General features: G+C 40.1%; 21 protein-coding genes, 1 tRNA gene and 1 pseudogene. 14 read left to right on the top strand and 9 right to left on the bottom strand.

Annotated features, from left to right (window positions below; genetic code table 11):
• Positions 1 to 109: 109 nt before the first annotated feature.
• Positions 110 to 718: a superoxide dismutase gene (locus MB09_RS07550; protein ID WP_045080296.1), complete on the bottom strand. Its 609-nt coding sequence runs from the start codon at positions 716 to 718 to the stop codon at positions 110 to 112.
• A gap of 158 nt (positions 719 to 876) precedes the next feature.
• Between MB09_RS07550 and MB09_RS07545 the strand changes: the two genes are divergently transcribed.
• From MB09_RS07545 to MB09_RS07520, 6 genes are all read left to right on the top strand, one after another.
• A complete protein-coding gene (locus MB09_RS07545; RefSeq protein ID WP_045080295.1) occupies positions 877 to 4,038 on the top strand; it encodes a UvrD-helicase domain-containing protein in 3,162 nt (1,053 codons plus the stop codon).
• A gap of 25 nt (positions 4,039 to 4,063) precedes the next feature.
• Positions 4,064 to 5,260, top strand: a complete 1,197-nt coding sequence (kbl, locus tag MB09_RS07540) for a glycine C-acetyltransferase (RefSeq protein WP_045080294.1) — start codon at positions 4,064 to 4,066, stop codon at positions 5,258 to 5,260.
• A 125-nt stretch (positions 5,261 to 5,385) separates the two neighbouring features.
• Positions 5,386 to 6,768, top strand: a complete 1,383-nt coding sequence (locus MB09_RS07535; protein ID WP_045080293.1) for an OmpA family protein — start codon at positions 5,386 to 5,388, stop codon at positions 6,766 to 6,768.
• A 73-nt stretch (positions 6,769 to 6,841) separates the two neighbouring features.
• Positions 6,842 to 9,568: a PD-(D/E)XK nuclease family protein gene (locus MB09_RS07530; protein WP_045080292.1), complete on the top strand. Its 2,727-nt coding sequence runs from the start codon at positions 6,842 to 6,844 to the stop codon at positions 9,566 to 9,568.
• Complete coding sequence (locus tag MB09_RS07525; RefSeq protein ID WP_045080291.1) at positions 9,568 to 10,407, top strand: alpha/beta hydrolase family protein; 840 nt, start codon at positions 9,568 to 9,570, stop codon at positions 10,405 to 10,407. The genes MB09_RS07530 and MB09_RS07525 overlap by 1 nt, the downstream gene beginning before the upstream one ends.
• 47 nt (positions 10,408 to 10,454) lie before the next feature.
• Positions 10,455 to 10,528: transfer RNA gene (locus tag MB09_RS07520), tRNA-Ala, on the top strand.
• A gap of 50 nt (positions 10,529 to 10,578) precedes the next feature.
• Here MB09_RS07520 and MB09_RS07515 read toward each other — a convergent pair.
• Positions 10,579 to 11,373: a universal stress protein gene (locus tag MB09_RS07515; RefSeq protein WP_045080290.1), complete on the bottom strand. Its 795-nt coding sequence runs from the start codon at positions 11,371 to 11,373 to the stop codon at positions 10,579 to 10,581.
• Between the two features lie 147 nt (positions 11,374 to 11,520).
• Between MB09_RS07515 and MB09_RS07510 the strand changes: the two genes are divergently transcribed.
• Together MB09_RS07510 and MB09_RS07505 are read left to right on the top strand one after the other, a co-directional pair.
• Positions 11,521 to 12,855, top strand: a complete 1,335-nt coding sequence (locus MB09_RS07510) for an MATE family efflux transporter (RefSeq protein ID WP_045080289.1) — start codon at positions 11,521 to 11,523, stop codon at positions 12,853 to 12,855.
• Between the two features lie 238 nt (positions 12,856 to 13,093).
• On the top strand, positions 13,094 to 13,405 hold the full coding sequence (locus tag MB09_RS07505; protein WP_131459852.1) for a hypothetical protein: 312 nt from the start codon (positions 13,094 to 13,096) through the stop codon (positions 13,403 to 13,405).
• Between the two features lie 43 nt (positions 13,406 to 13,448).
• On the opposite strand, the gene MB09_RS07500 is transcribed toward MB09_RS07505, so the two are convergent.
• Entirely contained in the window at positions 13,449 to 14,084 is a 636-nt protein-coding gene (locus tag MB09_RS07500; RefSeq protein ID WP_045080287.1) for a 2OG-Fe(II) oxygenase, read from the bottom strand.
• A gap of 214 nt (positions 14,085 to 14,298) precedes the next feature.
• Between MB09_RS07500 and MB09_RS07495 the strand changes: the two genes are divergently transcribed.
• On the top strand, positions 14,299 to 14,748 hold the full coding sequence (locus tag MB09_RS07495; RefSeq protein WP_045080542.1) for a 6-pyruvoyl trahydropterin synthase family protein: 450 nt from the start codon (positions 14,299 to 14,301) through the stop codon (positions 14,746 to 14,748).
• A gap of 3 nt (positions 14,749 to 14,751) precedes the next feature.
• On the opposite strand, the gene MB09_RS07490 is transcribed toward MB09_RS07495, so the two are convergent.
• Together MB09_RS07490 and MB09_RS07485 are read right to left on the bottom strand one after the other, a co-directional pair.
• On the bottom strand, positions 14,752 to 15,072 hold the full coding sequence (locus MB09_RS07490) for a type II toxin-antitoxin system PemK/MazF family toxin (protein WP_045080286.1): 321 nt from the start codon (positions 15,070 to 15,072) through the stop codon (positions 14,752 to 14,754).
• Positions 15,066 to 15,320 (bottom strand): AbrB/MazE/SpoVT family DNA-binding domain-containing protein, encoded by a 255-nt coding sequence (locus tag MB09_RS07485; RefSeq protein WP_045080285.1) that lies wholly within the window; start codon positions 15,318 to 15,320, stop codon positions 15,066 to 15,068. Before MB09_RS07485 ends, MB09_RS07490 begins: the two co-directional genes overlap by 7 nt.
• A gap of 97 nt (positions 15,321 to 15,417) precedes the next feature.
• Between MB09_RS07485 and MB09_RS07480 the strand changes: the two genes are divergently transcribed.
• A complete protein-coding gene (locus MB09_RS07480; protein ID WP_045080284.1) occupies positions 15,418 to 16,179 on the top strand; it encodes a UDP-2,3-diacylglucosamine diphosphatase in 762 nt (253 codons plus the stop codon).
• Between the two features lie 67 nt (positions 16,180 to 16,246).
• Here the strand turns inward: MB09_RS07480 and recJ are convergent, their stop codons facing one another.
• A complete protein-coding gene (gene recJ / locus MB09_RS07475) occupies positions 16,247 to 17,938 on the bottom strand; it encodes a single-stranded-DNA-specific exonuclease RecJ (RefSeq protein WP_045080283.1) in 1,692 nt (563 codons plus the stop codon).
• 181 nt (positions 17,939 to 18,119) lie between these two features.
• Here recJ and MB09_RS07470 point away from each other — a divergent pair, with 181 nt between their 5' ends.
• The 4 genes and pseudogenes from MB09_RS07470 to MB09_RS16515 all read left to right on the top strand — a co-directional run bounded on the left by MB09_RS07470 (position 18,120) and on the right by MB09_RS16515 (position 20,931).
• On the top strand, positions 18,120 to 19,607 hold the full coding sequence (locus MB09_RS07470; protein ID WP_045080282.1) for a T9SS type A sorting domain-containing protein: 1,488 nt from the start codon (positions 18,120 to 18,122) through the stop codon (positions 19,605 to 19,607).
• Between the two features lie 85 nt (positions 19,608 to 19,692).
• Positions 19,693 to 20,176: pseudogene (locus tag MB09_RS07465) on the top strand (carboxymuconolactone decarboxylase family protein).
• A 13-nt stretch (positions 20,177 to 20,189) separates the two neighbouring features.
• Complete coding sequence (locus tag MB09_RS07460; RefSeq protein ID WP_131459850.1) at positions 20,190 to 20,684, top strand: toxin-antitoxin system YwqK family antitoxin; 495 nt, start codon at positions 20,190 to 20,192, stop codon at positions 20,682 to 20,684.
• A 112-nt stretch (positions 20,685 to 20,796) separates the two neighbouring features.
• Entirely contained in the window at positions 20,797 to 20,931 is a 135-nt protein-coding gene (locus MB09_RS16515) for a hypothetical protein (RefSeq protein WP_262987124.1), read from the top strand.
• 3 nt (positions 20,932 to 20,934) lie between these two features.
• Here MB09_RS16515 and rsmI read toward each other — a convergent pair whose 3' ends face one another.
• From rsmI to MB09_RS15450, 3 genes are read right to left on the bottom strand one after another with little or no spacing between them, the layout of a single operon-like run.
• Positions 20,935 to 21,609 carry a 16S rRNA (cytidine(1402)-2'-O)-methyltransferase gene (rsmI, locus tag MB09_RS07455; protein WP_045080280.1) on the bottom strand — a complete coding sequence of 225 codons (675 nt, stop codon included), beginning with the start codon at positions 21,607 to 21,609 and terminating at the stop codon, positions 20,935 to 20,937.
• A 3-nt stretch (positions 21,610 to 21,612) separates the two neighbouring features.
• A complete protein-coding gene (locus MB09_RS07450) occupies positions 21,613 to 21,969 on the bottom strand; it encodes a DoxX family protein (protein WP_045080279.1) in 357 nt (118 codons plus the stop codon).
• An 11-nt stretch (positions 21,970 to 21,980) separates the two neighbouring features.
• Complete coding sequence (locus tag MB09_RS15450) at positions 21,981 to 22,772, bottom strand: hypothetical protein (RefSeq protein ID WP_052671316.1); 792 nt, start codon at positions 22,770 to 22,772, stop codon at positions 21,981 to 21,983.
• Positions 22,773 to 22,940: the final 168 nt, after the last annotated feature.

Here is a 22,940-nt window from a genome sequence, read left to right as displayed (position 1 = left end):
GTGTCGAGCGGTCTTCGTTTCCTTTTTTACCCAAGGTCAATTATTTCGCATAAAAAAATCCGCAGTTCAAAAATGAAACTGCGGATTCGATATAATTTATTACTTGAATTTACTTATTCTTCGCATAATTAGAAGAAACTTCTTCCCAGTTAATTACATTCCAAAACGCACCAACATAATCAGGACGCTTATTTTGATACTTTAGGTAATAGGCGTGTTCCCAAACATCCAATCCTAAGATTGGCGTTCCGCCGCAGCCTACGCCTGGCATTAATGGGTTGTCCTGGTTTGGTGTAGAGCAGATTTCCAGTTTACCTCCCTTGTGTACGCAAAGCCAGGCCCAACCGGAACCAAATTGTGTTTTTGCTGCTTCAGAAAATTTCTCTTTAAATGCATCGAAACTTCCAAAAGCATCATCAATCGCTTTTGCCAGATCTCCAGAAGGTTTGCCACCGCCGTTTGGCGACATTACCTTCCAAAAAAGGCTGTGGTTGTAAAATCCGCCTCCATTATTACGGACGGCTTTATTATCCATATCCAGATTGGTCAAAATATTTTCAATTGTTTTTCCTTCCTTATCGGTGCCCTTGATGGCATCGTTCAATTTATCGGTATAACCTTGGTGGTGCTTGTCGTGGTGTATCTCCATGGTTTTTGCGTCTATGTGCGGTTCCAGGGCATCAAATGCATACGGTAATTTCGGTAGTTCAAAAGACATAATTATATTGTTTTTTATTGGTTATTACTAAATTCCCTCAAATTTAAACATAATAGTGGGCCGAAAGTGTTATAGCTTTTATAAGATTTCTATTTCACCATAGATTAATTTGATTTGAAAGCTTCAAAAACACTATTTTAGTGCAAAATGTGAATTAATTGAAAACCGAACCCTCCTTTTTAATTTATGATGCCGCGGCCGGAAGCGGAAAAACCTTTACCCTCGTTAAGGAATATCTTAAGCAGATAATTTCTGCCAATAGTGATGACTATTTCAAGCATTTGCTAGCCATTACATTTACCAATAAAGCCGTTGCCGAAATGAAGCAGCGTATAGTGCAGAGTTTAGTGAATTTTTCAGAGGAAAATAGCCTTCACGATCCATCGCCTATGATGCTGAATATTTCGGAAGAAACGGCACTGGACCTAAAGGAGATACAGGTGCGCTCCAAACGTATCCTGAAAAATCTACTCCATAATTACGCCGCCTTGAGTGTGGAGACTATAGATAGATTCAACCACCGCCTTATCCGCACCTTTGCACGCGATTTAAAACTGGCCACAAACTTTGAGGTAACCCTTGATACCGCCGAACTATTGGCCGAAGCTGTGGATCTTTTACTGAGCAAGGCGGGCGAAAACAAGGAAATTACAAGGGTGTTGCTCGATTTTGCTTTGGAAAAAACCGATGACGATAAATCATGGGACATTTCGCGCGATATCACCAATGCCGCAAAATTGCTCTACAGCGAGAATGACTCAGACCATGTTTCGATTCTGAAGCAGAAATCGTTGGAAGATTTTCTTCAATTCAAAAAGCAATTAGTACTTCAAAAGAAGAAACTTATTTCGGAAATTGAAAGGATCGCTTCCCAAACTCTTCAGCTCATTGAAGAGAGCGGTTTGCAGTTTGACGATTTCAGCGGCAGCTATTTGCCCAAACATTTTCAGAATCTTGCCAGTGGAAGGTTAGATTTGAACTTCAGTGCAAAGTGGCAGGAAACAATGGGCGAAAAGCCGCTTTATCCGGGAAGGGTCTCGAAAGGTATTGGTGACATTATTGATGAATTAACGCCCCATTTCATTACAAACTTTCAGCACACGAAAGAATTAGTATTTGAAATGCTTTTGATTGAAAATTTGTTAAGAAATATCACGCCTCTTTCGGTAATAAATCTGGTAAGCCAAGAAATAGAGGCGATAAAGCAGGAACGCAATATTTTTCCAATTTCAGAATTCAATTCGCTTATAAATAAGGAAATTAAAAACCAGCCGGCCCCCTTCATATATGAGCGGATGGGGGAGAAATACCGCCATTTTTTTATCGATGAATTTCAGGATACCTCAAAACTTCAGTGGGAAAATTTGATACCGCTAATTGACAACGCCTTGTCGCAGGAATTAAATCCGAGCGCTGGCAGTCTCCTGTTGGTGGGCGATGCCAAGCAGTCCATCTATAGGTGGCGAGGCGGTCTGCCCGAGCAATTTATAGGATTGTACGGCGCTGATAATCCCTTTCAGCGACAGAAAGAGGTGCTCTCTTTGGGAACCAATTATCGTAGCTGCGACGAGATAATAAATTTCAATAATGAATTTTTCACCTTTATATCTTCCTATTTTGCCGATGGAAGCCACAGTAAACTTTACAAAGAAGGAAACCAACAGCAATGTAACGACAAAAAAGACGGGTACGTTAAGTTTGAATTCATTGAGAAACAGAATAAATCAGAAAAGGAAATTGCTTATGCAAATCTTGTTTTAGAAACCATCCAAAGTGTAAAGGAGAAAGGTTTCACGGAAGGCGATGTTTGCATTTTAACCAGAAGAAAGGCAGAGGGCATAGCACTGGGCGCATTTTTAATGGAGCAGGGCGTGCCAGTAATATCGTCGGAAACCTTGCTCCTGCAGTTCTCTACTTTGGTGCAAATGCTTGTATCGGCCTTGCAGCTTTGTTTAAACCCTGGTAATGACGAGGCCAAAATTCAATTGCTTGATTTACTTTACGATCATTTGCAATTAGCTGAAGCTATTTCGGGTGAGCGACTTGAAAAACATACCTTTTTCATGAAATTTTTGAACATTTCCGAAGAGAAATTTACCGAAGTGTTAAAAGAGCATGGCATTGATTTTAACTTTTCGGCAATGCGTTCGGTTTCGCTTTACGAGGCTTTCGAGTATTGCATAGAAAAGTTCAAAATAGCCGAACTTGCAGACGCATATCTTTTTGGGTTTATGGATTTGGTTTATGAATTTGAGCAGCAGCCCCAAGCAGATAAAATTTCGTTTTTGGACTATTGGGAAACGAAAAAGGAAAGTGCTTCCATTCCTGCCGGGGAAGGTACCAATGCAGTGCAATTGATGACAATCCACAAAGCCAAGGGGCTCGAATTTCCAGTAGTTATTTTTCCGTTTGCGGACATTCAGTTGTTTGATGGTAAGTATGACAAGCTCTGGTATCCTTTGCAAAATGATGACTTTGGTTTTAAAAAAGGACAGATAAATTATAAAACTGAAATAGCAAACTACGGCCCGATTGGGGAACAACTATACCTTGGCCACAGAAGCCAACTGGAACTTGACAATATAAATTTACTTTACGTGACCTTAACCCGTGCGGTTGAGAAACTGTATGTTTTTGCTGAAATGCCCAAAGAGCCGAAGGATGGGGTTCCTTCCACCTACAACCATCTTTTCATGGAGTTTTTGAAGCATAAAAATAGATGGAATGGCGACCAAATGATCTATGAATTTGGAAAAGATTCTGAGAAAATTTCAAAGAAGAAAAAAACTGTTTCCCAAATTGAGCCACTATATCTGTCAAGCAGTCCAGCGAATCATGGTTTAAAAATGGTTTCTTCGGAAGAAATTTCCTTGGAAACACATACAATGGCTGCAATCACTACCGGAAATCTGCTTCACGAAACTATGGCGCAAATATTCACCCAAGAAGATGCAGAACGGGTTTTAATGGAATTGAAAGAGCGAGCCATAGTGCCGAAGGAGACATTTGAAAATCTGCAAAATACGGTGTGTCAAATCGTCCAACATCCCGATCTTAAAAACCTGTTTGATGGCACAGGTAGTGTGCATAACGAGCGCAGCATAATCACCAAAGAAGGTCTGGTTTTGAGACCGGATAGAATAAATATAAGCACTGAAAACAATGCAATTTTAATTGATTATAAAACAGGTAGCCCAAAAATTCACCATAATGATCAATTGAGGGATTATGCCAATGCCTTACAGGATATGGGAATCACGGTTTCAGAAAAAATGCTTATATATAGCCTCTCGGATGGAATAGTAATAAATAAAGCTTAATTTTGAAACATTAAAAAGCGCAATTATGTACGGAAAAATAAAGGAACACTTACAGAACGAATTAGAAGAAATTAAAGAGAACGGTCTTTTCAAAAGGGAACGCATTATTACATCACCCCAAGATGCGGAAATAACTATTTCAACCGGCCAAAAGGTTATAAATTTTTGTGCCAATAATTATTTGGGACTGTCTTCCCACAAGGCGGTAATTCAAGCTGCAAAAGATGCGATGGACACCCATGGATTTGGAATGTCATCCGTTCGTTTTATTTGTGGTACACAGGACATCCATAAAGAGTTGGAGCGAAAGATTGCAGAATTCTATGGCGCCGAAGATACCATACTTTACGCGGCTTGTTTCGACGCTAACGGAGGAGTATTTGAGCCGTTGCTTGGCGAAGAGGATGCCATTATCTCAGATTCTTTGAACCACGCCTCCATTATAGATGGAGTTCGTCTTTGCAAGGCAGCACGCTATCGTTATGAAAATAGCAATATGGAAGATTTGGAAAATCAACTTATTGCTGCAAATGAAAAAGGGGCTCGCTTCAAAATTATTGTTACGGACGGAGTGTTTTCAATGGATGGCTTGGTAGCTCCATTAGACAAGATATGCGACCTTGCTGATAAATATGATGCCCTGGTAATGATTGACGAATGCCATGCTACCGGCTTCATCGGGGAAACGGGCCGAGGCACCTTAGAAGAAAAAGGAGTTATGGACCGTATAGATATAATTACGGGAACACTTGGAAAAGCCTTGGGTGGGGCTATGGGTGGTTATACTACTGGGAAGAAAGAAATTATTGAAATGCTTCGCCAGCGTTCGCGGCCGTATCTATTTTCAAATTCATTAGCTCCTGCAATCGTTGGGGCCTCAATAAAGGTATTTGATCTGCTTTCCAACGATACATCGCTACGGGATAAACTTTGGGAGAATACCGCCTACTTCAAAAAGGGAATGAAAGCTGCGGGATTTGATATAATAGATGGTGAAAGTGCAATTGTGCCAGTAATGCTCTACGATGCCAAGCTTTCACAGCAAATGGCCGACTTGCTTTTGGAGGAAGGTATTTATGTAATTGGTTTTTTCTTTCCTGTGGTTCCGAAAGGAAAAGCCCGAATCCGCGTTCAGCTTTCGGCAGCGCACACGAAAGAGCATTTGGACAAAGCAATAACGGCCTTTACCAAGATTGGAAAAAAATTGGGAGTTATTGATTAGCAAATCCTTTATTTGCGTATCAATAGCAACGACTTTAGGAAAATTTTATTAGATTTGCTTTTGTTTATAATATTTAACAACTTACTTTTGCTCTTAATTAACACTTAAAAATTAAACAATCGAATATGAAACATCTTAACAGATTATTAGTTGCTGCTGTCCTTTTTATGGGAATCGGGGTGGCGAACGCACAAGACGAAAACAATCCTTGGGCTGTTGAGGTTGGTGTAAACGCTGTTGACGTTTATCCAGTCGGAACAAGCGATAAAGGACGTATTGATCCTTCCCTACGAGGAGACTATTTTGATGAATACTTTAATGCGAACGATCACTGGAACATCCTGCCTTCAGTATCAAGACTTGCTATCAGCCGCTATATGGGTGGTGGTTTTGTTTTTACAGCAGCGGGTTCTATCAACCGTATTGATAAAATAGGAGATGCCCCTGCAGCTGATCTTAGCTACTATTCAGCAGATGGGGAGATTAAATACAGCTTCAGAAACGCTTTTGGCGGTGGCTGGTTTGATCCATCTATCGGTATTGGTGGTGGTTATACCTGGGTAGATGATATCGGATTTGGTACTGGTAATGCACTTGCGGGTGTTAAATTCTGGTTCAACGATTACCTAGCACTTAACTTGCAGTCAACTTATAAGCACGCATTTGAAGATACTTATGGAATCACTCACTTCCAGCACTCTGCTGGTATTGTATTCCAATTTGGTGGAAAAGATACTGACGGTGATGGTATCTACGACAAAGATGATGAATGTCCAGAAACTCCAGGTCTTCCTGAATTTAACGGATGTCCTGACACTGACGGTGACGGAATTGAAGATAGACTTGATGAATGTCCAAACACTCCTGGTTTAGCTGAGTTTAACGGATGTCCTGATACTGACGGTGACGGAGTGCCAGATCATCTTGATGAATGTCCTACTGTAGCTGGTTTAGCTGCTCTTAACGGATGTCCTGATGCTGACGGTGACGGTATCGCTGATAAAGACGATGCTTGTCCTAACGAAGCAGGTCCAAAAGCTAACAACGGTTGCCCTTGGCCAGATAGAGATGGCGATGGCGTTCTTGACAAAGATGATCAGTGTCCAGATGTACCTGGTACAGTTGCCAACAAAGGTTGTCCAGAAGTTTCTGTAGAAGTTATCAAGCAATTGAACGACTACTCTAAAACTATCTTGTTTGACTATGACAAAGCAACCATCAGAAAAGAATCTTATTCTGCGCTTCAGAGCATAGCCGATATTATGAAAGAATATCCAAACGCTAAGTTCCTAATCGAAGGACACACTGATAGCCGTGGTAGCGATGCCTACAACATGAAGCTTTCTAAAGAAAGAGCTGCTTCTGTTCACGATTATCTTGTGAATATCGGAATGGATGATGATCGTCTAAGATCTGAAGGTTTTGGTGAAGAAAGACCAATTGCAACTAACAACACTGCAGCTGGAAGACAACAAAACCGTCGTGTTGAAATTTCTTTGGAAAAATAATTTCAACAGATAGATTATAATAAATAATGTGGAAACGCCTCCGAATTTCGGGGGCGTTTCTTATTTTTAGGCTATGATAACATTTCTTCAAGAAGCCCTGGCCCACATTCAATCTACTTCTGCCGATATATCCGAAATAACCTTTGTATTGCCAAGTAAAAGGGCAGGCGGGTTTCTATTAAATGAATTGAAAAAGAATTCCCATAAAACTTTCTTCGCGCCCAGAATCTGCAGCATAGAGGAATTCGTTACGGAAATGTCAAATCTTGAAATTATAGACAATACAGAGCTTTTGTTTAAGAGTTATGAAGCCTATCTCAATACGGAAAGCATTCCTGAAAAGGACGATTTTGAAACCTATTCCACTTGGGCAGGAACGCTGTTAAACGATTTCAACGAGATTGATCGACACCTAGTAGAACCCGCCTCCTTTTTTAGTTATTTGGCCAGCATTAAAACCATGGAAAGATGGGGTGTAAAGGATGAAAAGACCGAACTTATTAATAACTATATACAGTTTTGGGAAAGTCTCCCACTCTTCTATAGCAATATCCAATCCTTACTTTTAAAGGAGCATTTAGGTTATCAGGGAATGGTTTATCGAGAGGCCTCTTCAAATATTGAACATTATATTAACCACAATCGAAGAAAGCCACATATCTTCCTTGGATTTAATGCACTAAACACGGCGGAACAGCACATTATCCAAGAACTATTGGAAACTGGCCACACCAAGATTTATTGGGATGCAGACCGTACTTTTTATGAAGATTCAAAACACAGTGCTTCGTATTTCATTAGAAAATATATAAAAAATTGGAAATTCTTTAAGGACAACGCCCCTATCATTGTCGCCCAAAACTTCGAAAAGGCAAAGCACTTTAAATTTATAGAAGTTCAGAAAAATATCGGACAGGCTAAGTATGTGGGTGAAGTGCTAGCCACGCTTTCTCCCGAAGAAATAAATAAGACGGCCATTGTGTTAGGTGACGAAAATCTGTTAGTTCCCTTACTTTATTCGCTGCCTTCAAATGTAAAGGCCCTTAATCTTACAATGGGCGTTTCCGTTGGCAATTTTCCTGCTGTGGGATTTTTCGAAAGACTTTTCGCAATTCATCAGCGCAATACCGAAACGCTGTATTATAAAGATATTCTTTCAATTGTTAATCATCCGCTCGGTAGAAATCTTTTGCCCGATGCCGGTGAGCTCGCTCAAAAATTAGTTCAAAATAACATTACGCATATTTCCTTTCAGGATTTGTTGGAAATGTCAGAACCTTCCAATGCCGACGGGTTAGAACTACTTTTTAATAATTGGAGAGAGAAGAGTGAAATGGCAATAAAATCTTCCTTACGAATTATCGAAAAACTGCAAAACAAATACGAAACGGCCTCCATTGATAGGATAGTGCTACATCATCTCTATGATATTTTTGGCAAAATTGACGCGCTTAATCAAAAATATACACATCTGAAATCCGTTAAGAGCGTTCTCACCCTTTTTTCAGAACTAACCGCAACCACATCGTTAGATTTTGAGGGCGACGCGTATGGGGGACTGCAAGTAATGGGGGTTTTGGAAACGCGGGTGCTCGATTTTGAAAATGTTATAATCACCTCGGTAAACGAAGGAATTTTTCCTTCTGGTAAATCAAATGCCTCTTTCATCACGTACGATCTGAAACAACAATTTAATCTGCCGCTTTTCCCCGAAAAAGATGCTATTTATACCTATCACTTCTATCGATTGCTGCATCGCGCAAAAAATATAACCTTGCTGTATAACAACCATTCCGAAGGAATAAATACAGGTGAAAAGAGCCGATTTATTCGGCAGTTGGAAATAGAAAAGCATCCAAACCACACCATCGAAAAGAAAGTGCTGGCACCAAAAGTTCAAATAGCGCCGCAATCACTAAAGCAGATCCAAAAAACGGAAAGTGTAATGCAAAGGCTGCGCGAGATTGCCGCCAAGGGATTTTCGCCCTCTGCCCTTACTAGCTATATCCGAAATCCATTGGAATTCTATTTTCAAAAGATTTTAAGGTTGAGTGAATTTGAAGAAGTTGAAGAAACCGTGGCTGCCAACACCTTGGGAACCATAATACACGACACTTTGGAAAAATTCTATCAACCCCTGGAAAATTCACTGCTTGCGGTTGACGATCTCGTGGGGATGAAAAATCGTGTACACGACGAAGTAACTGCACAATTTAAAAAAACATTTCGGGGAGGAACGTTCTCAAAAGGAAAAAACCTCATCATTTTTGAAGTTGCAAAGCGCTATATTTCAAACTTTATAGATCGAGAAATTGCCGAGGTGGAAGCGGGAAACACTATAAAAATACGTAAAATTGAAACCGATTTAACTTTGGAAATTCCAATCCCGGAGTTGGATTTTCCCGTAAAAATCCACGGCAAGGTTGATAGGGTGGACGAGTACAACGGACAATTGCGAATCATTGATTATAAAACAGGTCTGGTAAACCAAGGCGATGTGGAAATAATGGATTGGGAAGAGTTGAGCAAAGATTATAAATTCAGCAAGGCCTTTCAAGTGCTGACATACGCTTTAATGATGAACAAAGACCTGCCGATTCACGGGGCTGAAGCGGGAATAATTTCATTCAAGAACCTGGCAAGTGGATTTCTGAAATTTGGAACCAAAACATCCGCATACAGCAAACGGGACCAACAAATAACGGCCGAAACTTTAGAGACTTTTACTATTGAATTAAAAAAACTTATTCTGGAAATTTGTGATCCACAACTTCCTTTCACTGAAAAAGAAATAGATTGATGATAATTAGAAAAAACAGAGTGCTCACTTCAGAAAATAAAAAGCCAATCCTTTACGATGTTTATTACAATAAAACGGAAAAGCCACAGCCATTGGTAATTTTCTGTCACGGTTACAAAGGATTTAAGGATTGGGGCGCTTGGCATTTGGTGGCTGAAGCCTTTGTAGATGCAGGTTTCTGCTTCGTGAAATTCAATTTTTCGCACAACGGCGGTACCGTGGAAAACCCGATTGATTTTCCAGATTTGGAGGCTTTTGCTGCAAATAATTTCAGTTTGGAACTCGAAGATCTGGACAGGGTTCTAAATTATATTGAAAAAGGCAACGAAGATATCCCAAGTGAAAGTTCATCAATTTCTCTAATTGGCCATAGCCGTGGCGGCGGAATAGCGCTGATTAAAGCAGAAGCGGATGACCGAATAAATAAAGTGGTTACCTGGGCAAGTGTAAGCGATTTTAAAGCTCGATTTCAAGAAGAGTCTGAGTCTTTTAAACAATGGAAAGAAACTGGCGTTACCTATGTAGAAAACAGCCGGACCAAACAAATGTTGCCACATAAATTTCAATTCTATCGGGATTTTAAAGAGAACGAGGAGCGGTTTTCCATTCGTAGAGCGGTAAAATCGTTAAAGGTCCCACTTCTTATTGTCCACGGGAGTGAGGATCCCACGGTTTCGACGAAGGAGGCAAAAGCAATACATTCCTGGAATCCACAAAGTGAGTTGGCCGTAATTGAGGGGGCAGACCATGTTTTCAATTCAAAACATCCTTGGCAAGAAGAGATGTTGCCAAATGAATTAAATTCTGCAGTTAAAACTACAATTGCTTTTTTAAAATGAAGCTTGTATTAAAAAAATTACTATTTTTGGCATCCTAAACAGCAATTGGGGGATTAGCTCAGCTGGCTAGAGCGCTTGCATGGCATGCAAGAGGTCATCGGTTCGACTCCGATATTCTCCACAAAAAAGCCACCGTTTCCGCGGTGGCTTTTTTATTGTGAAAACCTCTACCTAATCCTGTACCGGCAGTACTAGCAAAGGTTTGCTCGTGTGAAACTCCCGTTTATGGATTTCGTTCTTTTCCCAAAGCTTCTTAAAGAAACCACGTTTTCTGCGTATTACGCAGAGCATATCTGGGTTAAACTGCTGAAAGTATTCTATTACGGCCTGAAAGGTAGTTGCCGCCTCAACCTGTGTATATGAATTTTGGATAGTCTTTAAATTAGGAGTTACATTTTTCATTTCCTCAGTAGTTTCAGGCGTTTCCACGTGAAGTACGTTTACTTCGGTTCCAAAACTCTGTTTAAACTGTCGGACGGCCTCCAATAGATTGTCGTTTTCAAAAGTGCCATTTTTAAAAGCCATCAACATCGTCTTTGGCGGTTGGAATTTTGCTCCTTCGGGTACTACCAAGATTGGAATGTTTGTCTGTTTTAGCAATTTGCCAGAAGTTTTTCCCAAATACACTTCCTCCTTTATTGAATTGCTTCGTGGAGACAGCACCATTAAATCAATGGGCACTTGCTTGCTTATACGCCCAATGCCTTCCAACACATCACCTTTTACGGGGTGTGCAATCACTTGTACGCCTTTTTTATTTACTTGTGAAACCACTTCATCCAAACGGTTTTCCGACTCTTCCTTTAAAATAGTATTCACTTTTGAAAGACCACCAACCTTGGAAAGCTCCTGAAAAACAGAAACCACATACACATTAGCTTGTATTGATTCTGCCAAGTCGATGGCATACTGCAAGTTGCTGATTGCGTTTGCCGAAGAACCTACGGGCACCAAGATATTTTTCATATTTTGAAACTTGATTTAATTAAGTGTAAAATTAATATTAATTGCCATTGAATATATAACGCTTTAACATTTCAACCAAATTTATATATTTTATCCCAAAACCCTTCCATTGCCTTTTTTCATTTTGCTTAGTTTTGCCGTTTCACGATGCTACAAACAGATATTTCCTTCAAACGTATCCAAGAACTCGCCATTCCGGCAATCATTTCTGGAATCGCCGAGCCGGTCCTCTCGGCAACAGATGCTGCCGTGGTGGGAAATATTAACGAGTTTGGAATTGAATCCTTGGCCGCAGTGGGTATCGTGGGTTCGTTTTTGTCTGCTTTAATCTGGATTTTGGCGCAAACCCGAAGCGCTATTTCTGCAATTGTATCACAAAATCTGGGCGCCGGCAAATTAAATGAACTTCACAACTTTCCAGCGCAGGCTATTTATTTCAATATTGCCCTCAGTGTTATCGTACTTTTTTCTACTTATTTTTTTGTGGAAGAAATCTTTAAACTCCTAAATGCCGAAGGGCTGGTGCTCACCTCTAGTATTGATTATTACAACATTCGGGTTTGGGGGTTTCCGCTCACGCTTTTTACATTCGCGGTCTTTGGATTGTTTCGCGGGCTACAGAATACATTTTGGCCTATGATAATTGCCACCATAGGCGCTGTACTGAACATCGGGTTGGATTTCGCCTTAGTCTATGGCATTGAGGGATTTATAATGCCAATGGCCATAAAGGGCGCTGCCTGGGCCAGCCTCATCTCTCAAACGGTAATGGCGGTCATTGCCTTTGTGCTACTTTTAAAGAAAACCGAAATTTCCCTAAAGCTGAAATTTCCCCTGCATCCAGAAATAAAACGATTGGTGAGCATGAGCTTCAACCTCTTTTTACGCTCGGTGGCATTAAATACGGCCTTAATCTTGGCTACCCGTGAAGCCGCCGCCTTGGGGAAGGAATATATTGCCGCCCACACCATCGCTTTTAATATTTGGATTTTCACTGCGTTTTTCATTGACGGGTATGGCGCAGCGGGTAATATTCTCAGCGGCAAATTGTTGGGGGAACGCAATTACAGTTCGCTTTGGAAGCTAACTAAAAAAGTGAACGGCTACAACCTCGCCGTAGCTGCTGGCCTAGTATTATTTGGATTGCTGCTTTACGAACCACTGGGCTTACTCTTCAACAAAGATGAAAAGGTACTTTCCATATTTTACGGTATGTTTTTTATGGTGCTCATCTGTTTACCATTCAATGCTATGGCGTTTACGCTCGACTCTATCTTTAAGGGGTTGGGTGAAATGGGCTACCTGCGAAATGTACTTTTGGGAGCAACTCTTTTCGGCTTCATTCCTGTGCTTTATTTTTCGAAATATATGGATTGGGGCCTGATAGGTATTTGGACGGCACTTATTGTTTGGGTGGCATACCGCGCGGTTGCTTTGATGGTTAAATTCCGAAGAAAATATATTCCGCTGATAGAAAATTAATACTTTTACGAAACAAGAAACAAGAAACAAGAAACAGGAAACAGGAAATAGGAAGCGATGGATTTCGAATTAACAATTAACGATTAACAAATCACATCCCGATGACTATCGGGACACGAATCACAAAAAATGGATTGGTTAAAATTCTTTGGCGGGCCTGGGCTCTTTTTGATATTGGCAGTATTGGTAATTGCAGCTGTGGTCTATAAAAAAATCAGAAATAAATAATTATTTTGAATTGAAAACCCCTTCCGAAATATTTAGAAACAATCCCGAATTACTTGAAAATAATTCGGTAAAAGAGCTGGTTTCCGAATATGAAGAAGTCTGCGAAGCCTTGATTGATCTGCAGCAGGTTTCAGAAATGAGCAAAGAGAAATACCTAAAAATTCTCGTGCGCGAAATTCGTGAAAGCATTTCGATGGAATTAAAAAGGGATTTGGAAGCGGAACGTTTTGGGGAAAGTGAACGTGTAAATTTTAAAAATGCGGTAGAAAATCTACAGAGTTATATTGCGGACTATTGCCGCGAACATAAGATATATCTCTGATGATTGATTTAAGCTTTTAGACTTCAGGGTGAGATTCCAAAAACTACCGCGTTTTTAGCCAGCCCGTAATGCTCATACGTTCCGAAGCTTTTACCACCTTCACTTCGTGTTCTAAAACTTGGCTTTCAAAAATTACCACTCGCCCCGGAAGCGGTAAAATATCCAGATCTTCCTTATCTGTATAGATGGTGAGCTCGCCACCATTTTCGCGCAGCCAATTGTCTTCGTTCAGATAGCAAACTATGGAAAGCTTTCGGCGGTCGTCGTTTTGAAACGTGTCCAAATGCCGCTTGTAAAAAGTGCCGGTTGGATATACCGCGTAGTGAAACTCTTTGTGCAGAATTCCCAAGAAGCAGGTTTTGTTTAGGTAATTGACCAACTCGTTTATTTTTTTGAAAAAGAGAATTTCGGCTTCGTTGGCATTCTTTTCGTCCATCCAAAGAATAAAATCGCCGCGGATGCTTTTGTCGATTTCCTCATTGGTTCGGTTGCCGATGGCAGATTTTTTGAAACGGTCCGCTTCGTATTTTGCGAGCAATGAACCGCGCAAAATCTCCACTTCTTCCGAAGAAAAAAAATCGTTCACAATGCTGTATTGCTGCTGGAGAAGATCGTCAATGATAGTTTCAAACAGCGGGTTTTCAACAAATTGCAGTTGCTCAAAAAGTTCTTCGGTCATTTTTATATATCTTTAAAAAAGTGGGCAAATATAGTGCAGAAACCGATTGGTTTTTTCATTAATTATAAAGATAAGCTTCTCCAGGGAGAAACCACGTGTGCTTTTACTCAAAACCACGTGTGGTTTTAGTGAAAACAACGCCTGCTTTTTTCAAAAGCTACATTTTAAATCGTGGGCGTATAAAATTGTATCTTTGTTGCCCCAACTTTATACAATGAAACAGATACGCATTACCAAGATTTTTTCTTTTGAAACCGGCCACGCGCTTTACGGCTACGACGGCAAATGCAGAAATGTGCACGGGCATAGTTATAAGCTTTCGGTAACTGTTATCGGCACCCCGATTTCTGATAACGATAACGTAAAATTCGGGATGGTAATCGATTTTGGCGACCTAAAAAAAATTGTAAAGGAAGAAATCGTCGATGTTTTTGACCACGCTACCGTTTTCAATAAAAATACACCCCACGTAGAATTGGCAAAGGAACTGAGCGACCGCGGCCACAGCGTGCTTTTGGTAGATTATCAGCCCACCAGCGAAATGATGGTGATTGATTTTTCTGAAAAAATAAAAAAGCGTCTTCCTAAAAATATAATGCTTCACTCCTTACGACTACAGGAAACCGATAGCAGTTATGCGGAGTGGTTTGCGGGGGATAATTAACAATTATTCAATCAAATATTCCGAAAGAATTGCTTTTAATTCCTTGATGGATCTTTTGTTTAAACTATCCATGTTGTTGCCTAATCGCAACTTATCTATGCATCTTATTTGATCTAATGCGATTTGCCCTCTTTTTCCTTTTAAAGTAATCTCAATTCGCATCGGAAAATTTCTAAGGGTAGATGTGATGGGCGCTACAAGAACTGTGTTCAAAATATTATTTGAAAAATTGGGGGAAATGATAACGCACGGACGACTTTTCTTTATTTCGCTTCCCAAGGTTGGATCCAGATTTGCCCAATAGATATCATACTGTTTTACCATTCCCAATCCGTATTATTTTCTTCCTCAAAAAAATCCGGCATCAATCTTTCGGGCTGCCCATATTTTGCCACATCTTCTGCCAGCATTTCTTCCCATCCTTCACGAGGTTTTGATTTTGCTGCGGTAATGATCATTTTGTCATCTTCAATTTCGATGGCAACTTTTTCCTCGAGGCCGATGAGCTTCAGAAATTTGGCTGGTATAATGATTCCTTTTGAATTACCAACCTTTATTATTTTCGCTTCCATTTTTGAATAATTTACACAAAGTTACTACATTGTTATAACAAAACATACAACTTAATAAAAAAGTACTCCGACAATTCACTTTCACTATCTTTGCTCCATGCAAATCCCGCAAGGCAAAAAAATATACTTTTCTAGCGATAACCATCTTGGCGCGCCCACACAGGCCGAAAGCTTGCCGCGCGAAAAGATTTTTGTGAAATGGCTCGACACCATAAAACACGATGCCGAAGCAATCTTCCTACTTGGCGATCTTTTCGATTTTTGGTTTGAATACAAGACCGTGGTGCCAAAAGGTTTTGTACGCGTTTTGGGAAAATTGGCGGAGCTTCGCGACAGCGGCATCCAAATTCACTTTTTTGTGGGAAACCACGATCTGTGGATGCACGATTATTTTGAAAAAGAACTCAATATTCCCGTTTATCACGACCCGAAAGAATTTATTTTCAATAATAAACATTTCTTCATTGGCCACGGCGACGGAAAAGGTCCGGGAGACAAAGGGTACAAGCGGATGAAAAAAGTTTTTATCAATCCGTTTTCAAAATGGCTTTTTAGGTGGTTGCATCCAGATATTGGCGTTCGCGTGGCGCAGCATCTTTCAGTAAAAAACAAGTTGATTTCTGGTGATGAGGACAAAGAATTTTTGGGCGAGGAAAAAGAATGGCTTGCCCAATACTCAAAACGAAAACTGGAAAACAAACATTTTGATTACTTTGTTTTTGGCCACCGCCATTTGCCGATGGAAATTAAGGTAGGCGAAAATTCAACCTATTATAATCTTGGCGATTGGATAAACCATTATACCTACGGGGTTTTTGATGGCGAAAAATTTGAATTAAAACAATTCAATTCAAAATAATTAAATTGTTTAGGTTGTAGGGACCGGGCATGCTCTGTCCCTACAACAACCAAAAATGAAATAAATGTTATTCCCGAATATCCTTTAACCGTAATTGCAGACTAACATTCCCCTGCCATTCATTTTCATCAATGCAATAGACTGCGTTAAAGGGTTTTCCGTTACAGGCAATATCCTGTTTATCTGCCAGCCCGAAACCGATTCCCGTAAATTGATTTGAATTTCCCTGTTTCACAACAACGCGAAGATGCGTTTTGTCTACACCCACACATTTTCCCCAGCCAGTGTCTTTTAGGTTTTGGGTCATAAATGTTGGTGTCATATTTCCCGGACCGAAAGGGGCGAACTGTTTTAAAATTCTATAGAATTTTGGGGTGATGTCTTCCAAATCTATTTCAGCATCTATTTTAATTTCGGGCGTGAGTAAATGCGGATCGATGGTTTCTGAAACCACGCGTTCAAATTCATTTTTAAAATTTTCAAAATCTTTTTCAAACAGCGTTAAACCTGCGGCATACATATGCCCGCCGAACTGTTCAATGTGTTCGGCACAGCTTTCCAAAGCGTTGTAAACGTCAAAACCTTTAACAGAACGGGCCGAGGCGGCGAGCTTTTCGCCACTTTTGGTAAAGACTAACGTGGGCCGGTAATACGTTTCCGTCAAGCGGGAAGCCACGATACCAATAACGCCTTTATGCCAATTTTCTTGATACACAACCGTGGTTTTTCGTTCTTCTTCCTTATTTTGGATTATTTGCTGAAGGGCTTCCTCGGTAATTTGTTTGTCAGCATCCCTGCGATCTGTATTAAAACTTTCAATTTCGGCGGCATAATTTTCCGCTTTTTCTAAATCGGTTTCAGTGAGTAAAGTAACGGCGTGATTGCCGTGTTTCATTCTTCCTGCAGCGTTTATGCGTGGGGCGATTATGAAAACCACATCGGTAATGGTGAGAGTTTGTTTTTTTATTTGTTTAAGAATTGCTTGCATTCCCGTGCGCGGATTGCTGTTTATTACTTTAAGTCCGTAGTGCGCGAGGATTCTGTTTTCGCCAGTGATTGGTACAATGTCTGCCGCAATTGCGGTCGCAACCAAATCTAAATACAGCAGTAAATCGTCAATTTGCAAGCCTCGCCTTGCGGCTAATGCCTGGATCAATTTAAAACCAACGCCGCATCCGCAGAGTTCTTTGTAAGGATATTCGCAATCCTCGCGTTTTGGGTCGAGCACGGCAACGGCTTTAGGAATTTCCTTCCCCGGACGGTGGTGATCGCAGATTATAAAATCGATATATTTTTCAGAAGCATACGCCACTTTATCGATAGCTTTTATGCCGCAATCCAAAGCAATTATTAGTGAAAAATCATTGTCTTCGGCAAAGTCAATTCCTTTATACGAAATGCCGTAACCTTCGTCATATCTATCGGGAATATAGGTTGAAACGTTGGGGTAATAGCTTTTTAAATAGGACGAAAGCAAGGCAACACTTGTTGTTCCATCCACATCGTAATCGCCGTAGATTAAAATGTTTTCCTCGTTTTCGATTGCTTTTTCAATTCTTGAAACGGCTTTGTACATATCCTTCATCAGAAAAGGATCATGCAGATCTCCCAAACTTGGACGAAAAAATTTCTCGGCTTCCTCAAAAGTTTCCACGCCGCGCTGTACCAAAAGCGAAGCGATTATGGGCTCCACCTTTAATGCTTTTGAAAGAGACTTTACTTTTTCGGGATCGGGTTTTGGTTTTAGGGTCCAGCGCATATACTTTGTAAATTCCAAGTTTAAAGATTCTAAATTCCAACTCTTGCGTATGCTGTATTTAGAATAAAGGGGAGAGCTATAAAATTACAAAATTACGATAACTGTTTAAGAGTTTTTTGTATTCAATAATTTATTATCTTGTGGGAATATTCTCCCCTACTAACCTTTAAATTTTGGAATTATGAAAACACTTTTACTTTTTTTGGCTGGAATGGCTTCTCTTGTATCTTTTGCGCAGGATGGGAGTTTTGATACTTCTTTTGGGGATGGGGGAGTTATAGTGATAGACTTAGATAATAGTCAAGACCTTGCATATACAATTGTGGAACAAAACGATGGAAAATTAATCTTATCGGGATCCAAAAATATAAATAATGTAAATGACAAAATACTTGTTAGGTTTCTGGAAGATGGTTCTGTCGACTCTTCTTTTGGAATTGATGGTATAGTTTCAGCGAATTTTGGGAGTGGTTTTTACGGATATGATTTTTTATTTGTTGATAATCAAGATAAAATTGTAGCCGCAGGAAACCAAGATCAAGGATCAAATACAGTTTTTATTGTTGCGAGATATTTGAATAGTGGTGAATTGGACAATAGTTTTGGCACCAATGGTACGGTTTCCATTCCAGGGAATTATAGTATGATGCACTTAGAGGATGATTCTTTTTTATTATTCCGATTTTCTGCTAACGATGAAGTTTCTATTTCACATTATCTTAGCGATGGCACGTTAAATCTATTATTTGGTGTAAACGGTACAGCGGTCTCAGATTATACTGGAGAAAGTTTTACAATTCGGGAAACAAAAGTGGATAATCAGGGAAATATTTTTGTTTTAGGGACTCTTGATAATAATGCAGATACTGATGTTTTTTTGATGAAATTGCTGCCAGACGGCTATTTGGACACAAATTTTGGAAATGCTGGGGTTACAGTTAAAAATATTGATGCTTTAAATCCCATGAATTTTAGTACGGCAAGTCTTGATTTTACAAATGATAATAAAATAATTATTGCCGGAAGTTGTGGGGCATGTGTAGATCTTTTCGAGCCAGTTATGCAGCCTTTCTTTTTAAAATATTTAAATGATGGTACACCAGACACTAACTTTGGAAACAATGGAACGGTTTTACTTCCAATTTCAGGACTTTATATTTCTGACTTGATAGTTCAGCAAAATCAAAGAATGCTCATTGGAGGCAGGCTTCCCGATTGTTTTGAAGGAGGGGGTGTTTATGTGCTATCACGATTTTTTTCGGGAGGAACCCTGGATAATTCTTTTACCGGGGCATCACCATCTGTAGAATTTTACAACTCAAAAAGTATGATGCAGGAAGACGGAAAGATTGTGACTATTGGTTATACATTGTGGTACAATGGTGAAGAAGACATTGTAATGCTCCGTCACAACAACAATCCTTTGTCTGTCCCTGAGTTTAAAAACCAAATAACAGATGTTTACCCAAATCCATCAAACGGAATTTTCAATATTGAACAGAAATCTTTTTCTGAAAATTCAGCTTATCAAATAACAGATATAACCGGAAAAATTATTACAACGGGTGAATTGACTGGAAAGAAATCACTGATAAATCTTTCTTCCGCCCAAAGTGGGGTTTATTTTCTGAAAACCCAGAACGGCGTTTTTAGACTGCTGAAGAATTAAACGCTTTTTTGAAATTTGGAGTTTGTGATTTGGAATTTGCCATCGGCAATTCCTATCTTCGGATAAAATATTCTAAAAATTACCGATGCCATTAGTAACACCGCTTTCCCCAAACCACGACGCCGAAACCAAACAATTGGCTGAATTTTTCAACGAAACCCTCGGCTTTAAAAAGAATGATTGCTTGGATAAGCAGCAATGCCACAGGTTGCCGCTATTGCCAAGCGCACGCCATCCGCGCTGCGGAACGCTACGGAGCGGAGCAGGAACAGCTTGACAACATTTGGGAATACAGAACCCATCCCGCCTTTTCGGAAGCGGAACGTGCCGCTTTGGACTTTTCTTTGGCTGCCAGCCAAGTGCCAAATGCTGTGAATGATGAAATTAAAGAAAGACTTTACAAATATTGGAACGAAGGCGAAATTGTGGAAATGCTTGGCGTTATTTCGCTTTTTGGTTATTTAAACCGCTGGAACGACTCTATGGGAACTGCTATTGAAGAGGGCGCTGTGGAAAGTGGGGAGCAGTATCTTGGCAAGCATGGGTGGAATAAAGGGAAACATATTTAATAATAGCATAAAAATGGTTAAAAAATTAATACTATTTTCATCATTTTCAGTACTTCTATTTTCCTGTAATAAAGTGATAGACGCTGTTGATGAAGTTCGGATGAATTCTAAACAGACAATAACTTACGATGATTTTGAGGCTGTTCGCAACAACTATGATATAAAATTATATTATGATAATGACAAGGAATTAATGACTGGGCATTTTGTTGTGGTTCATCAAGGAAAACCTTCCGAAGAGTTCCAAACCAAGCGCGGTTTCTTAAATGGCGTTTATGCTTCCTACAATGCAAATGGACAACTTACCAAGGGATACAACTATAAAAACGGCAGACAGGATGGAATCCAAAGGGAGTTTTATGAATCAGGTGAATTACTCTCTGAAGTTGGTTACGAAAAGGGAAAAATGGTTGGTGAAAAAGTAATTTATGACAAGTTTGGCGATGTTAAGGCAAAACTCAAAATGGAAAACGGAGTAGAATATAAACGCTATTATAAAGAAGGATAGGTGGCAATTGCCGAATTTAAAAAGAATTGGGAAGGAAAGGAACTCGAAATGATGGTTTTTTATGATGCTTTTGAAAATATCCAATTTTCCTTTGGAAAACGCAATCATCCGAATGAGAAAAATATTTTTTTATGTTTTTGATGCCAATATGGAACTTTCCGATACCGTTGACGTGACGATAGATCCACAAAAAGCATCTTATTATTTAAATTTGATCCAGCAATCCACTAGTCTGGTTATGGAATAGGTTTTATTTTTTTCCCGAAACTACCACCACGATCTCCCCCCTAGGCGGCTTGTTTTCAAAGTGTTTTAAAACTTCTTCGGCAGTGCCGCGAACGGTTTCTTCGTGCAGTTTCGTGAGTTCGCGTGAAACGGAAACTTGTCTTTCGGCGCCGAAATATTCCACAAACTGTGCAAGCGTTTTCAGCAGCTTGTGCGGTGATTCGTAAAAAATGATGGTTCGGGTCTCTTCGGCTAAAAGTTCGAGCCGGGTTTGCCTTCCTTTTTTCACCGGAAGGAAACCTTCAAAAACAAATCGATCGTTCGGGAAACCGCTATTTACAAGCGCCGGAACGAAAGCGGTGGCACCGGGCAGACAATCCACTTCAATGCCAGCTTCCACGCAGGCTCGGGTCAATAAAAATCCGGGGTCGCTAATGGCCGGGGTGCCCGCATCGCTAATGAGCGCGATGTTTTCACCACCTTGAATTCGCTTTACAATGCCTTCCACCGTTTTGTGCTCGTTGTGCATGTGGTGGGAGTGCATCTGGGTGTCGATTTCAAAATGTTTCAGCAGTTTTCCACTGTTGCGAGTATCTTCTGCAAGAATTAAATCTACTTCCTTCAGCACTTCAATGGCGCGCAAGGTCATATCCTTTAAATTGCCAATGGGCGTGGGCACTAAGTAAAGTTTTCCCGACATAATTTATGGACGTACAATTTTTCCGAAGAAATAGGAAATCAATAAAAATAAAATCCCCAACAGCGTTAACGTAAGGTTTGGATCGCCCAAGCGATAATGCGCAAAGGAGGCCAATACAAGGTCGAAGAACAGACCGGCATACGCCCATTCCATAACCCATTTTGGCTTTCGGAAAAGAATAACCAAAATTGCGAAAATTTTTGCAATGGCCATAGGCACCACCAAGTAGGAAGGGTATTGATAATCCTGATAATGGCCTTGAATGACGAGCGTGTCTGTTAAAAATAGAAATGCCGAATAGAGAAAAAGTGCACTGAGCAGCCCTGTGGCTATCCAGTAGATGGTTTTTTGGGCTGTCATATTTTGAAAATTTAGTTGAAACGCTTTTCAATGATATTCAAAAATCTTTCGGAATATTCATCTTTATTGAGCCAATGGTTGTAATCGGGCCGCACTTTTTCATTAATGAAATTTTGCGCTTCCTCAAAACTCTCCATCGTATTTATCTGGGAAAGCACGCGGGTATAATCCTCGGACTGGCCTTCAAAAAGGTGCTTTATAAATGCCAAACGGTCGTTCAAGCCAATATTCAATCCTTTGTTTATGGTGTCATTGAGCGATTTTGCGCGCGATTCGGTCATGGTTTTACTCGCCGGGGTTCCTTCAACTGATTTTGGAAAAAGCTCGGGTGCTTTTCTTTCAAATTCCGGCATCTGCTGATAATTTGAAGCAAATTCCTCCAAATCGTTCTTAGTGTATTTTACAGATGGCTTTGCCCTTACTTCGGCAGTTGAATGTTCGTGATTTTTCGGAAGCATTTCATCCAAAAGCTCATCAATGCGCTCGCTTTCCTCGGGCATCTGGGCTACGATGTCCTTTATTTTTTCCATCAAAGGCTCAATGAGGTCTTCTTTGTGCTCTGGCTGTGGCACGGGCTCGGGCTCGGTAAACCAGTTTTCTTCCCGGAAACTTTTGGAATCGAGCGATTCGGCAAGCGGTTCTTCTGAAGGTTCCCCAATTTGATTTTCAAGATATTCCAAAACGGCCAATTTTTCATGCAGCTCGATCACCAATCCCTTTACCGAAGCGGCATTAAATGTTTTCTCTTCCTCAATAAGTTGCTTTGCGAGACCTGATATTTGCTCGCGGAGTTTCTTCTTCATATCTTTTTAAATTAACCGGAATTTCTATTTTGTTTTTATAAATTTACGCATCCTTTATGTAAACGTCAACTATTTTTGTTTTCTTGTTCAAATCTACCATTTTATGGAGATTTCAAACAATCTTCAAGTTGGACAAATCGTTTGGAAATTTAATTAGTACCCAATGTT

It is taken from the genome of Aequorivita vladivostokensis, from assembly GCF_000952855.1.
GTDB classification, from domain to species: Bacteria; Bacteroidota; Bacteroidia; order Flavobacteriales; family Flavobacteriaceae; genus Aequorivita; species Aequorivita vladivostokensis.
The sequence above is the reverse complement of the archived record's forward strand: the minus strand, read 5'-3'. Positions and strand labels throughout refer to the sequence as shown.